Origin of the sequence: Streptomyces sp. NPDC005866, assembly GCF_040629895.1 — a bacterium.
Lineage (GTDB): Bacteria > Actinomycetota > Actinomycetes > Streptomycetales > Streptomycetaceae > Streptomyces.
The window spans coordinates 218,590-233,029 of record NZ_JBEXWP010000003.1; the positions used below are offsets into that span (position 1 = coordinate 218,590).

Annotated in this window: 14 protein-coding genes, 1 tRNA gene and 1 pseudogene; 10 read left to right on the forward strand and 6 right to left on the reverse strand. The window is 70.2% G+C overall.

Features of this window, described 5'->3' with window-relative positions; all coding sequences use genetic code 11:
- Positions 1–14 precede the first annotated feature (14 nt).
- Positions 15–1,379, forward strand: a complete 1,365-nt coding sequence (locus tag ABZ396_RS05775) for a PLP-dependent aminotransferase family protein (protein WP_358914975.1) — start codon at positions 15–17, stop codon at positions 1,377–1,379.
- Position 1,380: 1 nt separating this feature from the next.
- Here ABZ396_RS05775 and ABZ396_RS05780 read toward each other — a convergent pair.
- The 3 genes and pseudogenes from ABZ396_RS05780 to ABZ396_RS05790 all read right to left on the reverse strand — a co-directional run.
- Positions 1,381–1,568: pseudogene (locus ABZ396_RS05780) on the reverse strand (2-(5'-triphosphoribosyl)-3'-dephospho CoA synthase); the annotation flags it as partial.
- A 133-nt stretch (positions 1,569–1,701) separates the two neighbouring features.
- Positions 1,702–2,277 carry a GNAT family protein gene (locus ABZ396_RS05785; protein ID WP_358914977.1) on the reverse strand — a complete coding sequence of 192 codons (576 nt, stop codon included), beginning with the start codon at positions 2,275–2,277 and terminating at the stop codon, positions 1,702–1,704.
- Positions 2,278–2,315: 38 nt separating this feature from the next.
- A complete protein-coding gene (locus ABZ396_RS05790) occupies positions 2,316–2,765 on the reverse strand; it encodes an ATP-binding protein (protein WP_358914979.1) in 450 nt (149 codons plus the stop codon).
- A 240-nt stretch (positions 2,766–3,005) separates the two neighbouring features.
- Here ABZ396_RS05790 and ABZ396_RS05795 point away from each other — a divergent pair, with 240 nt between their 5' ends.
- From ABZ396_RS05795 to ABZ396_RS05835, 9 genes are all read left to right on the forward strand, one after another.
- Positions 3,006–3,896 (forward strand): hypothetical protein, encoded by an 891-nt coding sequence (locus ABZ396_RS05795; RefSeq protein ID WP_358914980.1) that lies wholly within the window; start codon positions 3,006–3,008, stop codon positions 3,894–3,896.
- Positions 3,897–4,038: 142 nt separating this feature from the next.
- Positions 4,039–4,773 (forward strand): YcnI family protein, encoded by a 735-nt coding sequence (locus ABZ396_RS05800; RefSeq protein ID WP_358914982.1) that lies wholly within the window; start codon positions 4,039–4,041, stop codon positions 4,771–4,773.
- 107 nt (positions 4,774–4,880) lie between these two features.
- Positions 4,881–5,534 (forward strand): SCO family protein, encoded by a 654-nt coding sequence (locus ABZ396_RS05805; protein ID WP_358914984.1) that lies wholly within the window; start codon positions 4,881–4,883, stop codon positions 5,532–5,534.
- Between the two features lie 47 nt (positions 5,535–5,581).
- A complete protein-coding gene (locus ABZ396_RS05810; protein WP_358915202.1) occupies positions 5,582–6,034 on the forward strand; it encodes a copper chaperone PCu(A)C in 453 nt (150 codons plus the stop codon).
- Positions 6,035–6,048: 14 nt separating this feature from the next.
- Positions 6,049–8,109, forward strand: a complete 2,061-nt coding sequence (locus ABZ396_RS05815; RefSeq protein WP_358914986.1) for a copper resistance protein CopC — start codon at positions 6,049–6,051, stop codon at positions 8,107–8,109.
- Positions 8,110–8,117: 8 nt separating this feature from the next.
- Positions 8,118–9,401: an iron uptake transporter deferrochelatase/peroxidase subunit gene (gene efeB / locus ABZ396_RS05820; RefSeq protein WP_358914988.1), complete on the forward strand. Its 1,284-nt coding sequence runs from the start codon at positions 8,118–8,120 to the stop codon at positions 9,399–9,401.
- Between the two features lie 123 nt (positions 9,402–9,524).
- Entirely contained in the window at positions 9,525–10,460 is a 936-nt protein-coding gene (gene pheA, locus ABZ396_RS05825; protein ID WP_358914990.1) for a prephenate dehydratase, read from the forward strand.
- A gap of 528 nt (positions 10,461–10,988) precedes the next feature.
- Positions 10,989–12,266, forward strand: a complete 1,278-nt coding sequence (gene serS / locus ABZ396_RS05830) for a serine--tRNA ligase (RefSeq protein ID WP_358914992.1) — start codon at positions 10,989–10,991, stop codon at positions 12,264–12,266.
- Positions 12,263–13,060: an HAD family hydrolase gene (locus ABZ396_RS05835; RefSeq protein ID WP_358914994.1), complete on the forward strand. Its 798-nt coding sequence runs from the start codon at positions 12,263–12,265 to the stop codon at positions 13,058–13,060. Before serS ends, ABZ396_RS05835 begins: the two co-directional genes overlap by 4 nt.
- A gap of 50 nt (positions 13,061–13,110) precedes the next feature.
- On the opposite strand, the gene ABZ396_RS05840 is transcribed toward ABZ396_RS05835, so the two are convergent.
- From ABZ396_RS05840 to ABZ396_RS05850, 3 genes are all read right to left on the reverse strand, one after another.
- Positions 13,111–13,216: transfer RNA gene (locus ABZ396_RS05840), tRNA-OTHER, on the reverse strand.
- A gap of 203 nt (positions 13,217–13,419) precedes the next feature.
- A complete protein-coding gene (locus ABZ396_RS05845; protein WP_358914996.1) occupies positions 13,420–13,632 on the reverse strand; it encodes a hypothetical protein in 213 nt (70 codons plus the stop codon).
- A gap of 80 nt (positions 13,633–13,712) precedes the next feature.
- Positions 13,713–14,432, reverse strand: coding sequence for an ABC transporter permease (locus ABZ396_RS05850; RefSeq protein WP_358914998.1), 720 nt, complete (start codon positions 14,430–14,432; stop codon positions 13,713–13,715).
- Positions 14,433–14,440 lie beyond the last annotated feature (8 nt).

A 14,440-nucleotide genomic window follows, 5' to 3' on the forward strand; every position in this document is an offset into this window, starting at 1 on the left:
GACGGGGGTTATGAGTGGACGACTTTTGGGCTGGGCTCGAACTGCATCTGGAGGCCGACTCCGGCGACGGGCGGCGGGTTGGGCTCGAACGAGTCGTTCGGGACGCCGTGCGCGACGGGCGGCTGCTGCCCGGGGCCCGGTTGCCTGCCACCCGGCGGCTCGCTGCCGAGCTGGGGATCTCCCGGGGGACCGCAAAGGCCGCCTACGACCAACTGGTCGCCGAGGGATATCTGACCGCTCGTCAGGGTTCCGGGACGCGGGTCGCCTCGCTGCCCTCCTCCGACTCCGGCGCTCCGCAGGCCGCCGCACGTGCGCGTGCGCCTCTTTTCGACCTGCGGCCCGGCGGGCCGGACTCCGGCGCGTTTCCGGCCGCCGCCTGGTTGCGGGCCCTGCGGCGGGCCATCGCCACCGCGCCCTCCCTGGCGTACGACTACGGCGATCCGCGCGGGCGGATCGAGTTGCGGACCGCGCTGTCGGGGTATCTGGGGCAGGCTCGTGGGGTGGTGGCGCCGCCGGAGCGGATCGTGGTCACCTCGGGGTATGTGCAGGGGCTCGCGCTGCTCACGCGGGTGCTGGGCAGGGCCGCCGCCGTGGCCATGGAGGATCCCGGGATGCCGTTCCACCGGGAGGTGGTCCGGAAGAACGGGGGGATCGTGGTGCCGGTGCGGGTGGACGAACGAGGGGCACGCGCGACGGAGTTGGGGGATGCGGGGGCCGTCGTCCTCACCCCTGCCCACCAGTATCCGACCGGGGTCACCCTGCATCCGGAGCGGCGGCGGGCCGTGGTGGACTGGGCACGCGCGCGTGGCGGGGTGATCATCGAGGACGACTACGACGGGGAGTTCCGGTACGACCGGCAGCCCGTGGGCGCGCTGCAGGGGATGGCGCCGGGGCAGGTGGTCTATCTGGGGACCGCCTCCAAGACGCTGGGGCCCGCGCTGCGGCTCGGGTGGATGGTGCTGCCGCCGCATCTCGTCGACGCCGTCGCCGACGCCAAGCTGCACAGCGATCACCACACCGAGTCCATCGGGCAGTTGGCGCTCGCCGAGCTGATCGAGAGCCACGCATACGACCGGCACGTGCGCGCGTGCCGGTTGCGGTACCGGCGGCGCCGGGACCAGTTGCTGGGGCGGCTGGGCTCCGGGCGGGACGTGCGGGGGATCGCCGCCGGGCTGCACGCGCTCGTCGCCGTGGCCGACGAGAAGGAGACGCTGGCCCGCGCCGAGGCCGAGGGGCTGGCGGTGGGCGCCCTCGGGGAGCACTGGCACACGGGCGGCGGTGCGGGGCGGCCGCAGGGCCTCGTCGTCGGATACGGGACGCCCCGGGAGCGGGTCTATCCGGAGGCCCTGGAGGTGCTCGCCAAGGTGCTCGACGGCTGACTCACCTAGTCGCAAGGGCGTCCAGGAACAGGGGCCGGCCAGCAGGCCCCGCGCTGCCCCGCGGGCTCCAGCCGCGCTCGTGCAGGTCGGCGTCCAGGGCCGTCAGGGCGTCCGTGCCCGCCCGGGTCGCCGTACCACCCGCCTCCAGGACGCCGCGCCCGCCCGGACGTGGCGCAGGCCAAGGGGCCCGCGGTTTACAGGAACGCCGTTTGTCACGGGCATGGGCCGGCAGCGAGCCATGAACGCCCAGGAAGCTGAAGTCAGCGGAAGAAAGCTGGTCACAGGGGTGGGGCGGCGCTGTCACAGAGGTAGTGAGACGCTGTCACAGGGCTGGGTCGCGGTCGTGCAGGACCCGCTGGAACAGCCGGCTGTCCCGCCATTCTCCATTGATGTGCAGATACTGCGGCGCATCGCCGATCGTCTCGAATCCGCATTTCTTCAGCACGCGTTGCGACGTCGTGTTGTCGATCAGGGTGGACGCCTCGATCCGGTGGAGTCCCAGGACATCCCGGGCGATCTCGCAGACCCGCTCCAGAGCGGCGCTGGCCAGACCGCGGCCCTGCTGGTCACCAGCCACCCAATAGCCGACGTACGAACTGCAGAAAGGGCCCAGGGAAATTCCGGAAAGGGTGATCGCGCCGACGATCCGGCGGTCCTCCGCCGACTCCATGACCCAGGGGACCATGATCCCGTCAGCGGCCTGTCGCAGCAGGCCATCGATGCGTTCGGCCTGGCCCTCGACGGTGAAGAAGGACTCGGGTCTGACCGGTTCCCACGGTTCCAGATGCTTTCGGTTGCCGACGTACGCGGCGGACAGCGGTTTCGCGTCGCCCACGGCAATGGGACGCAATATCACACCGGGCAGGATTGCGTTTTCTTTGATCTTTCCGAGAATCATGCGCGCACCCTAGCGCGCAGGTTACGCAGGGGGGAGAGTCATGCCGAAAGCAGGGAAGGATCTTTGGTCCACTTGAGGATCTTGTCGAAGCTGACCACCGTGCCGCCACGCCCCGGCTTGTTGCCGATGTGGACGTGATCGGCGAGTTCTCTGATCAGACAGAGCCCTCTGCCGTTCTCGGCGTCGGGGCGGGCTGGTCTGATCTCCTGGGTGCGGGCGAACCCCGGGCCGAACCCCGGGCCGGAATCGGCCACTTCGATACGGCACTTCTCACCGTCCAGGTATGCGGTGACCCGGTACGCCTCCGTGGTGCGGCCCGCCCCGCCGTGCTCCACGGCGTTCGCGCAGGCCTCACTGAGGGCGACGGAGAGGTCGTAGGAGATGTCGGGGTCGACGCCCGCCGTCTCCATCGTGCCGATCAGCAGCCGCCGGGCGAGCGGGACGCTCGCGGCCTCGCGCCTCAGATGGAGTGACCACCAGATGCTCATGCTCCAGCCTCCTGGCCGCGGCTCGACATACCGATACCTATTGCCAGTCGTGCGGGGGTATAAGCACTCCGTTCATGTGAGAACGCCCATCCGGGGGATGTGCCCCGGGAGGTTTCGGTGTATGAGCGGCAGGTTTACAGCAGGGACGATCTTTCGGTTCTTTCCCTCCTTTCACCTGTAACCCAATCTTGTGGACCTGCCGTATGGCGGGTGAGGGCCCAGTGCGATGATGAGCGCGCCATGAACGCCCCCCACCCGCGCACGGCGCGCACCGGAAGCGGACTGCGGCTCCTGCGGGCCGCGGTGTTCGCCGCGCTCTGCGTCGTACTGGCCGCGGCGGGGCACACTCTGGCCGCCTGCGCGACCGTTCCGCTGTGGACGCTTGGCGCGGGCTTCCTGGGCACCCTGGCACTCGTCGCCCCGCTCACCGGGCGGGCCCGCACCCTGCCGGGGATCGTGGCACTGCTCGCGGTCGTGCAGACCGTGCTGCACACGCTGTTCGGGCTCGGTCAGCACGGGGGCGCGGCGATGTCGGCCGGCTCGATGTCCACCGGGGCGATGTCGATGTCGTCGATGTCGTCGATGTCGTCGATGTCGTCGATGTCGTCGATGACTTCCGTGTCGAGTGACGCCTCGCTGGTCGAGCGGGCCGCGCGGCTGGTGTGCGGGGCCGGGGCGGCGCAGATCAGCCCCGCCCACGCGTACCAGATCCTCTCCGACGCGCATCTCAGCACCTCCGGTTCGGCCGCCGGAACCAGCGGGGCGGCCCACGCGGCGGACGTCACCGGGGCCTCCGGCTCGCTGCTGCCCTCCGTGCCGATGCTGCTCGGACACGTCCTCGCGGCCGTCGTGGCCGGATGGCTGCTGCGCCGGGGCGACCTGGCGTTGCTGCGTCTCATCGAGCTGTCGGCGCACGGGGTCGCCGAGGGGGCGCTCATCCGTTCCGTGCGCGGGGCGCTCGCGCTGGCGTGCGCCCTGTGCGCCGGGCTCGTGACCGTACCCGAGGCGCCCGAGCGCGGCCGTCGCAGTACCTGGGACGCACCGCCCGCGCCGCACACCGTCGCACTCCAGCACTCAGTGATCCGGCGCGGGCCGCCCATGGCCACCGCCGTACTCGTTCTCGCCGCCTGACGCGACGCGACCAGAGCACTTCCCGGGATCTGTCCGGATCCGGAGGGGCCGGCCGCCGTCGTGCGGCGCGCGCACGTGCGCTTGCCGCTGCCCGCGCGCCCCCTCAACGACAGAACTCACTCAGAGTGGAGTGCTCCCTGCCATGAAGGTTTCTCGTATCGCCGCCGTCGCCGCCGTCACGGGCACGGCTGTCCTGGCCGTCTCCTCGCCCGCGTTCGCACACGTCAGCGTGCAGCCCGAGGGCACCGCCGCCAAGGGCGGTTACGCGGTCATCGACTTCAAGGTCCCCAACGAGCGCGACAACGCCTCGACCACCAAGCTCGAGGTCAACTTCCCCACCGACCACCCGCTGGCCTCCGTGATGCCGCAGCCGATGGCCGGCTGGAAGGTCGAGGTCAGCAAGTCCAAGCTGGCCAAGCCGGTGGAGATGCACGGCGAGAAGATCGACGAGGCGGTCACCAAGGTCACCTGGACCGCCGAGGACAAGGGGATCGAGCCCGGCTACTTCCAGAAGTTCCCGCTCTCCGTGGGCGCCCTGCCCGAGGACACCGACGAACTGGTATTCAAGGCGATCCAGACGTACTCCAACAAGGAGGTCGTCCGCTGGATCGAGATCCAGCAGAAGGGCCAGGCGGAGCCCGATTACCCCGCCCCGGCCCTCGCGCTGTCCGCCACCACCCACGACGGGCACGGGACCACCGCCGCCGAGGAGACCGCGGCCAAGACCGAGACCACCGCCTCCGACAACTCCGGCTCCTCCGGCGGCAGTGACACCACCGCCCGCGTCCTCGGCGTCGTCGGCATCGTCGTCGGCGCGGCCGGGGTCGCCTACGGCGTCCTCGCGGGCCGCCGCCGGTCCACCGGCTCCGAGGCCTGAGCTCCACGTCCGTAGCGCACAGGGGGCCGTGCGAGGCTGTCGTGGTTCCGACAGCACTCGTACGCCCCCGGTGCGCGCCGGATCTCTCACATCTGGGACATTTTCCTATGCGCAAGAAGACCTTCGCCGCGGCCGCGCTGCTCGCCGCCGCCACCCTGACCCTCTCCGCCTGCGGCAGCGGCGACGACGGCAAGTCACCCGTCACCGTGATCGCCGGGGACACCTCGAACAAGGCCGCGGCCATCCTCGACCAGCCGTTCACGAAGCCGGATCTGGTACTCACCGACACCCACGGCGAGAAGTACGACCTGCGCGCCGAGACCAAGGGCAGGCCGACGCTCATCTACTTCGGCTACACACACTGCCCCGACGTCTGCCCGCTGACCATGAACAACCTCGCGGTCGCCAAGAAGGCGCTGCCCAAGGCCGACCAGGCCAGGCTGCGGGTCGTGTTCGTCACCACCGACCCCGCCCGCGACACCCCGGCCGAGCTCGGCAAGTGGCTCAAGGGCATCGACCCCGAGTTCATCGGCCTGACCGGCGACTTCTCCACCATCCAGGCCGGCGCCCGCACCCTCGGCATCTCCATCGAGCCGACCCACAAGGACAAGAAGACCGGCAAGACCGTCTCGGTGCACGGCACCCAGGTCATCGCGTTCTCACCGAAGACCGACGGCGGTTACGTCCTCTACGGCGAGGACACCACCGTCGACGACTACACCAAGGACCTCCCCAAGCTGGTCAAGGGAGAGAATCCGTGAGGCGTCCGGCCCTGACCCTTCCGGCCCTGACCGGGCGGCGGCTCGCCCTGACCGGCGTGGCCACGACCGGCATAGCCCTCGCGGGCGCGCTGGTCCTGGCGGGCTGCGGCGGCTCGGCCTCCTCGGGAGCCGAACTGTCCGTCGGCGCCTCCTACATGCCCCAGCCGGTCTCCGCCGACATGGCCGCCGGATTCCTGACGATCACCAACAGGAGCGCCACCAAGGACGAGCTGACGTCCGTGACCAGCGACTCCGCCGGTGAGGTCACCATGCACGAGACCAACGGCGGGGCGATGGAGGACGTCAACTCCTTCGAGGTGCCCGCACACGGTCAACTCGTGTTCAAAAGCGGTGGCAACCATCTGATGTTCGAGAAGCTGAAGCGCCGCCCGAAACAGGGCGACACGATCACCCTGAAGCTCACGTTCGCCCAATCCGGTCCGCTCACCGTCGAGATGCCGGTGAAGTCCGCCACGTACAACCCGTCGACCGGACACTGAGGGAGGGACCGACCTTGACGCGGACCATCACCCCCCGCCTGCGCACGCTGGTGCTGCTGTTCCTCGCCGTCACCGGCGCGCTGCTGGCCGGCGCCGGGCCGGCCTCCGCGCACGCCGCGCTGACCGGCAGCGACCCTGCCCAGGGGGTGGTGGTCCCGAAGGCGCCCGACCAGGTCTCACTCACGTTCTCCGAGAACGTGTCGACGAACAGCGACTCGATCCGGGTGCTCGACCCCAAGGGCAAGCGCGTCGATCTCGCCAAGCCGAACAGCCTGTCCGGGACGACCTATGGCGTACAGCTCAAAGGCGGGCTGGACAAGGGCACGTACACCGTCGCCTGGCAGGTCGTCTCGGCGGACAGCCACCCCGTCGCCGGCGCCTACACCTTCTCCGTCGGGGCGCCCTCCAAGACCGTCGCCTCGGTCGGGGACCAGGGCGCGGGCGGTGGGGTCATCGGCTGGCTCTACGGCTTCGGGCGCTACATGTCGTACGCCGGGTACATCGTGCTCGTCGGCGGCGCCGCCTTCGTCCTCGCCTGCTGGCAGCGCGGCTCCGGCGTACAGGCCCTGCAGCGGCTGGTCGTCGGCGGCTGGCTGACGCTCACCGCGGCCACCCTCTGGCTGCTGCTCCTGCGCGGCTCCTACACCACCTCCGGCAGCTTCGGCGACATCGTCGACCTCGACCTGCTCGGCCAGGTCCTCCAGACCAAGACCGGCGCGGCCCTGGTCTCCCGGCTGCTGCTGCTCGCGGCCGCCGCGCTGTTCATCGCCGTCCTCTTCGGGGCCTACGGCAAGCGGGAAGAGGACGAGGAGAAGCGGGACCTGACCTTCGGGCTCGCCATCGGCGGCACCGTCGTCGCCGCCGGGCTCGCGGCGAGCTGGGCCATGGCCGAGCACGCCTCCACCGGACTCCAGCCGGGCATCGCGATGCCGGTCGACGTCATCCACCTGCTCGCCGTCGCCACCTGGCTGGGCGGCCTGACCGCCCTGCTGGTCGCCCTCTACCGGGCACCCGCGGACACGCCCGTCGGGTCCACCGCCGTACGCCGTTTCTCCCGCGTGGCCTTCGGAAGCGTCCTGGCGCTGGTCGCCACCGGCATCTACCAGTCCTGGCGCCAGCTCGGCTCCTGGTCGGCGTTCACCGACACGGCCTACGGACAGCTGCTACTGGTCAAGATCGCTCTGGTGGCGCTGCTGGTCGGCATCGCGTCCATCTCCCGACGGTGGACGGGACGGCTCGCGGACACGGCGGTGGCGGAGACGGAGGAAGCGGCCGAGGCGGGGGAAGCGAAGGAGACCCTCAAGGCGTCCGTCGCCGCTAAGGAGGCGCCAGTCAAGTCCGGCGCGTCCATCAAGCCCGCCACGTCCGCCACGTCCGACGCGTCCGACGCGTCCGCCACGTCCGGCGCGTCCGGCGCGTCCGGCGGGAAGGTGTCCGGCAAGGACGCGTCCGCCGGGGAGGCCTCCGCCGAGGACGACCCCGGGGACCCCCAGCGGGCCGCCCAACTGGCCCGGCAGCGGGCCGCCGTGGCCGCCGCCCGGCAGAAGCGCGTCCGGGACGCCGACCCCAACCGCTTCGGTCTGCGCCGCTCGGTGCTCGCCGAGGCCGGGGTCGCCGTCGCACTGCTCGCCGTCACGACCGTGCTCACCCAGACCGAACCGGGCCGCACCGAGCAGGACGCCCAGGCCACCGCATCGGCTGCGTCCTCCTCCTCGGCATCGAACTCGTCCTCGGGCGCACTGACCCTCGACATGTCCTTCGACACCAGCGGCAAGGACGGCAAGGGCGTCGTCCGCGTCGACCTCGACCCCGCGGCCGTGGGCAGCAACGAGATGCACGTCTACGTCCAGCGTCCCAACGGCCGGGCCTTCGACATCCCCGAGGTGAAGGTCTCCTTCACCCTGGCCGCCAAGAAGATCGGGCCGCTTCCCGTCGCCCCCGACCATGTCACCACCGGCCACTGGGCCGCCAACGGAGTACAGATCCCCATGGCCGGCGACTGGCAGATCGCCGTGACCGTGCGGACCTCCGACATCGACCAGGTGACCGTCTCCAAGAACGCGCAGATCGGCTGAACCGCACCATGGCTGAACCGTCCCAGTCCCTCCGTCCGTCGGTCACCGAGGAGAGCCCGTCCGCTCCCCCGGCCGAAGGCGTCAGCCGGCGCGCGCTGCTCGGCACCGCCGGGGCCACCGGACTTGTCCTCGGCGCGGCCGGCGCGGGCGTCGGCTACGCGGCCGCGCCCACACATGCCGCCCCGCTCAGCTCGGTGGGCTCCGCACGGGCGATGTTTCACGGGAAACATCAGCCCGGCATCACCGAGGGCCTCCATGCGCGCGGCCATCTCATCGCCTTCGACCTGGCGGCGGGCGCGGGACGGAAGGAGGCCGCCGCGCTGCTGCGCCGCTGGTCGACGACGGCCGAGCGGCTGATGGCGGGCGAGACGATGACGCAGGACGACACGGATGTGGCCCGTGATGCCGGTCCCTCTTCGCTGACCATCACCTTCGGCTTCGGCAACAGCTTCTTCGCCCGCACCGGCCTGGAGAAACAGCGCCCGTCCGCCCTGGACCCACTGCCCGACTTCTCCTCCGACCAGCTCGACAAGTCGCGCAGCAACGGCGACCTGTGGGTGCAGATCGGCGCCGACGACGCCCTGGTCGCCTTCCACGCGCTGCGCGCCATCCAGAAGGACGCGGGCAGCGCGGCCAAGGTCCGCTGGCAGATGAACGGCTTCAACCGCACCCCGGGCGCCACCGCCCACCCCATGACGGCCCGCAACCTCATGGGCCAGCTGGACGGCACCCGCAACCCGAAGCCGACGGACTCGGACTTCGACCAGCGGATCTTCGTTCCGGCGAGCGGTTCGAACGACCCCGCGTGGATGGCGAACGGCTCCTACGCCGTCGTACGCCGGATCCGCATGCTCCTCGACGACTGGGAGAAGCTCTCGCTCACGGCCCAGGAGAACGTGATCGGGCGCAAGAAGTCCAACGGAGCGCCGCTGTCCGGGGGCGCCGAGACGACGGCGATGGACCTGGAGAAGACCAAGTCCGACGGCGACTACGTGGTCCCGATCAACGCTCACGCCCGGATCACCCGGCCCGACCAGAACGGGGGCGCGGCCATCCTGCGGCGCCCGTTCTCGTACCACGACGGCATCGACGCCGACGGTACGCCGGACGCGGGGCTGCTCTTCGTCTGCTGGCAGGCGGATCCGCTGCGCGGGTTCGTGCCGGTGCAGCGGAAGCTGGACCGCGGGGACGCGCTCTCGCAGTTCATCCGGCACGAGGCGAGCGGACTGTTCGCGGTGCCGGGCGGGGCGGCCGACGGGGAGTACGTGGGGCAGCGGCTGCTGGAAGGGTGAGGCCGCGATACCACCGCGGGTTCTGAACATTATTGGTGCGTTTCCGGGCTTCAAACCACCCGGTCGAGTGGATCCGATGGGACAAGTGAGCCTCGGTCCCTTGTGCCCATTAGGGTGAGGGACATGCCAGCGAGCTATGCGTATCTCGGTCCCGAAGGCACCTTCACCGAAGTCGCCCTGCGCACGCTTCCGGAGGCGGCCACCCGGGAGCTGATCCCGTACGTCTCCGTGCAGTCCGCACTGGACGCGGTGCGCGGCGGCGAGGCCGAGGCCGCGTTCGTGCCGATCGAGAACTCCGTCGAGGGCGGGGTCACCACCACCCTCGACGAGCTGGTCGCGGGCGAGCCGCTGATGATCTACCGCGAGGTGCTGCTCTCGATCACCTTCGCGCTGCTGGTCCGCCCGGGCACCAAGCTCTCCGAGATCAAGACGGTGACCGCCCATCCGGTCGCCCAGCCGCAGGTCCGCAACTGGCTGCGGGCCCACCTCCCCAACGCCGTCTGGGAGTCCGCCGCCTCGAACGCGGACGGCGCCCGTCTGGTCCAGGAGGGCCGCTACGACGCCGCGTTCGCAGGTGAGTTCGCGGCCGAGCGGTACGGCCTGGAAGCCCTGGAGACCGAGATCCACGACGCGGAGAACGCGCAGACCCGGTTCGTCCTGGTCGGCCGTCCGGCCCGGCCCGCGGCCCCGACCGGCGCTGACAAGACCTCCGTCGTGCTCTGGCAGAACGACGACCACCCCGGCGGGCTGCGCGATCTGCTCGGCGAGTTCGCCACCCGGGGCATCAACCTGATGCTGCTGCAGTCCCGGCCCACCGGCACCGGCATCGGCAACTACTGCTTCTGCATCGACGCCGAGGGGCACATCTCCGACCGCCGGGTGGCGGAGGCCCTGATGGGGCTGAAGCGGATCGGCCGCCAGGTGCGGTTCCTCGGCTCGTACCCGCGCGCGGACACCAAGCCGGGCGGGACCGTAGAGCCGACGCGGCCGGGCACATCGGACGAGGAGTTCGTGGCGGCCTCGGACTGGGTGGCGCGCTGCCAGGACGGCCGTTTCTAAGCGGCCATACGGCCATATCTTCGTTATCCACAGGGGTTATCCACAGGTCCGCAACTCGACCTGGGGACAAGTCGACAGCGACGCCCGACCCTGTCGACAAATCACCTACAGTCCACAGGTGGGCCAGTGATCACTCACATCACCCTTCGTCCACTCGTTTCCCATGGTTCATCTTTTGGAGCGACGCCTTTCCACTCGAAAGTGGGTGTTGCCCTGGTTTGGGCGGGGAATTCCTCTCTTCACACACCGGTTCCGGAGTGATCAATTCCGAAGTCCACACCTCTTCCACACACCCTGTGGATAACTCTCGTGAGGGCGTGGATCCCTGTGGACAACCGCACCCCCAAGGTCCGGCGTCCTCAAGGATTCGAGTCAACCGGGAGCCGCTCGCATGCGCCGTGCCGGGGAGTAGGACACTTTTCATCAACACGCTCGGCAATTCCCACATAACGGAACGTAAGCCGCGATTCGGAACACCGGTGAATAGTGATTCGTGGGGGGCTACCCCGCACCGGTAGCCTTGGCTGCGTGATTGACCTTCGCCTGCTCCGTGAGGACCCCGACCGTGTGCGCGCGTCCCAGCGCGCCCGTGGAGAGGACGTCGCGCTCGTCGACGCCCTCCTGTCTGCCGACGAGCGGCGCAGGTCCTCCGGCGTCCGCTTCGACGAGCTCCGTGCCGAGCAGAAGCAGCTCGGCAAGCTCATCCCCAAGGCCGCCGGTGACGAGAAGGCCGAGCTGCTGAAGAAGGCCGGCCAGCTCGCCGCCGACGTCAAGGCCGCCGACGCCGAGCGTGACGCGGCCGACGCCGAGACCCAGGAGCTGCTGCTCAGGCTGGGCAACCTCGTCCACCCCGACGTGCCCGTGGGCGGCGAGGAGGACTTCGTCACCCTGGAGACGCACGGCACGATCCGCGACTTCGGTGCCGAGGGCTTCGAGCCCAAGGACCACCTGGAGCTCGGCCAGCTGCTCGGTGCGATCGACGTGGAGCGCGGCGCCAAGGTCTCCGGCTCCCGCTTCTACTTCCTGACCGGTGTCGGCGCCCTCCTGGAGCTGGCGCTCGTCAACGCGGCGATCGCGCAGGCCGGCGAAGCCGGCTTCACGCCGATGCTGACCCCGGCGCTGGTCCGGCCCCAGTCCATGGCGGGCACCGGCTTCCTCGGCCAGGCGGCCCAGGACGTCTACCACCTCGACAAGGACGACCTCTACCTGGTCGGCACGTCCGAGGTGCCCCTCGCGGCGTACCACATGGACGAGATCATCGACGTCGAGCGGCTCCCGCTGCGCTATGCCGGCTTCTCGCCCTGCTTCCGCCGCGAGGCCGGGTCGCACGGCAAGGACACCAAGGGCATCTTCCGCGTCCACCAGTTCGACAAGGTCGAGATGTTCTCCTACGTCGCCCCCGAGGACTCGGAGGCGGAGCACCAGCGTCTGCTGGCCTGGGAGAAGCAGTGGCTGACCTCGCTGGAGCTGCCGTTCCGCGTGATCGACGTCGCCACCGGTGACCTCGGCGCGTCCGCCGCCCGCAAGTTCGACTGCGAGGCGTGGATCCCGACGCAGGGCAAGTACCGCGAGCTGACCTCGACGTCGGACTGCACCGAGTTCCAGTCCCGCCGGCTGTCGATCCGGGTCCGTGACGGCAAGCAGGTCAAGCCGCTGGCCACGCTCAACGGCACGCTGTGCGCCGTACCGCGCACGATCGTGGCGATCCTGGAGAACCACCAGCTGGCCGACGGTTCGGTCCGGGTCCCCGAAGTGCTGCGCCCGTACCTGGGCGGCCGGGAGGTCCTGGAGCCGGTGTCCCGGTGAGCTTCCCCTACGGGCTGGTCGCCACCGACCTCGACGGAACGCTGCTCGGCCCCGACGAGTCGATCTCGCAGCGCACCCGTGACGCGCTCGCCGCGGCCACCGCGGCGGGCGCCGCGCATATCGTCGTCACCGGCCGTGCCGTCCCCTGGACCCGGCACATCCTCGACGACCTCGGCTACCACGGCCTCGCCGTGTGCGGCCAGGGGGCGCAGGTGTACGACGCCGGATCGCACCGCCTGCTGACGTCCGTGACGCTGGACCGCCAGCTGGCCGGGGTCGCCCTGGCGAAGATCGAGGCGGAGGTCGGCCCGCTGTACCTCGCCGCGAGCCGCGACGGCCTCGACGGGGACGTGCTGGTGGGGCCGGGATACGCGGTGACGGGGAAGCTCCCGTCGACGCCGTTCACGGACGCGGCGGATCTGTGGGCGGCGCCGCTGAACAAGATCTACATCCAGCATCCCGAGCTCTCCGACGACGAGCTGGCCGAGGTGGCCCGTCAAACGGCCGGCGGTTTCGTCACGGTCGCCATGGCGGGCCCGGGCATCGTGGAGCTGCTGCCGCTGGGGCTCTCGAAGGCGACGGGTCTGTCCTTGGCGGCCCGGCGTCTGGGGCTGAAGGCCGCCGACACGATCGCCTTCGGCGACATGCCGAACGACATCCCGATGTTCGCCTGGGCGGCTCGGGGGGTGGCCATGGCCAACGCGCATGACGAGTTGAAGGCCGTGGCGGACGAGGTGACGTCTTCCAACGAGGAGGACGGGATCGCTGTGGTGCTGGAACGTCTGCTGGGCTGAGCGCCCCTGCGTTCGGCTGCGGCTGCGGTCGAGGCGTCTTCAAGGCATTGCGGAGGATGCACGGATCGAACGTGCGCGGGCTTTCCAGGCCCGACCACGACTTGCTGCGAACCGAACACAGCGCAAGCCGGTGCCTTACCACTCGGCCAATCCTCCGGGTGGGCGGCCCACGCGAGAGCGACATCGCGTGCTCGAAGCGGCCGCCCCGGGCAGCTACATCGCGGTTTGCCGCGGGCTGCCCTGAAGGGAGCGGGACGTACTGTCGTGCATGGACATCGTCCGGCTCCTCTCCCGGTTCGTGGGCTGACACGACAACTGTGCCGGTTCGCCGAGTTGGAAGCCACCGAATTAAAAGACGCCTACCGACGCCACCACCTGCGCCGCACCTTGCTGAAGAACCACCCGGCGGGCGGCTCGTCCGACCGCCATGGCTGAGGTTCCGGCGACTCCGCCCGCCACTTGGCGGCGAGCATCCGCGCTCGCGCGGACGGCTCAGAAGTCCCCGCGGACCGTATGAAGTCCTCGTCCAGGGCAACCCCGTCCCAGTCCCCGTCTCCGAAACCCTCAGCCATCCCGCGCCTCCTACGCAGTACATCCCCGTTTGCCCAGTGTGCCCGGCCCCAGGTGAAGCCCTTGTCAATAAGCCGGGCGTTTACTCCTCGCCCGCCAGCGTCAGCGAGCGCAGCTTCTGGCCGGCATACCAGGTCGCCAGGACGGTGACCGCGATCAGCAGCACCGTGGCCGTCGTCAGTGAGACGTCGGACGTGACCAGTTCGCCGCCCGTCACCTTGTGGGCGACCGCCAGGGACCACTGCTGGACGCTGAGCGTGCGTGCGCCCGGGACGAGGGAGCCGAAGAGGGCCTCCCAGACCAGGGCGTAGACGAGCCCGAAGACCACCGCGTGCCGGGACACCGTGCCCAGCAGCAGGAAAAGCGCCGCGTAGGCGATCGACGCGACCAGTGCGGCCACCGTGTAGGCCACGGCGATCTGCTGGCCGTTGCCGTTGAGGATGAATCCCGCGATCAGCGTCGGCAGAGCCGAGAACACCATCGTGACGGCGATGGCCACGATCAGCTTGGTGAAGATGATCGTCGGCCGTTTGATCGGCTTGGACAGCAGATACACCACCGAGCCGTCGTCGATCTCCGGGCCGATCGCCCCCGTGCCGGCGATGACGCCGATGATGGGCACCATGGTGGCGAGCGCGATGCCGCCGAGCAGGTCGGAGGCCGTCTGGTCGTCGGTGCCGGCGAGGCCGCGGACGACGACGGAGATCGCGATGAGCAGCAGGGGCAGTGCCCCCAGGATGAGGGCCCGGCGGCGGCCGAGCAGGGCTCGGTAGGTGAGCCTGGCGACTGTGGGGTCGTACATCTTCGGCC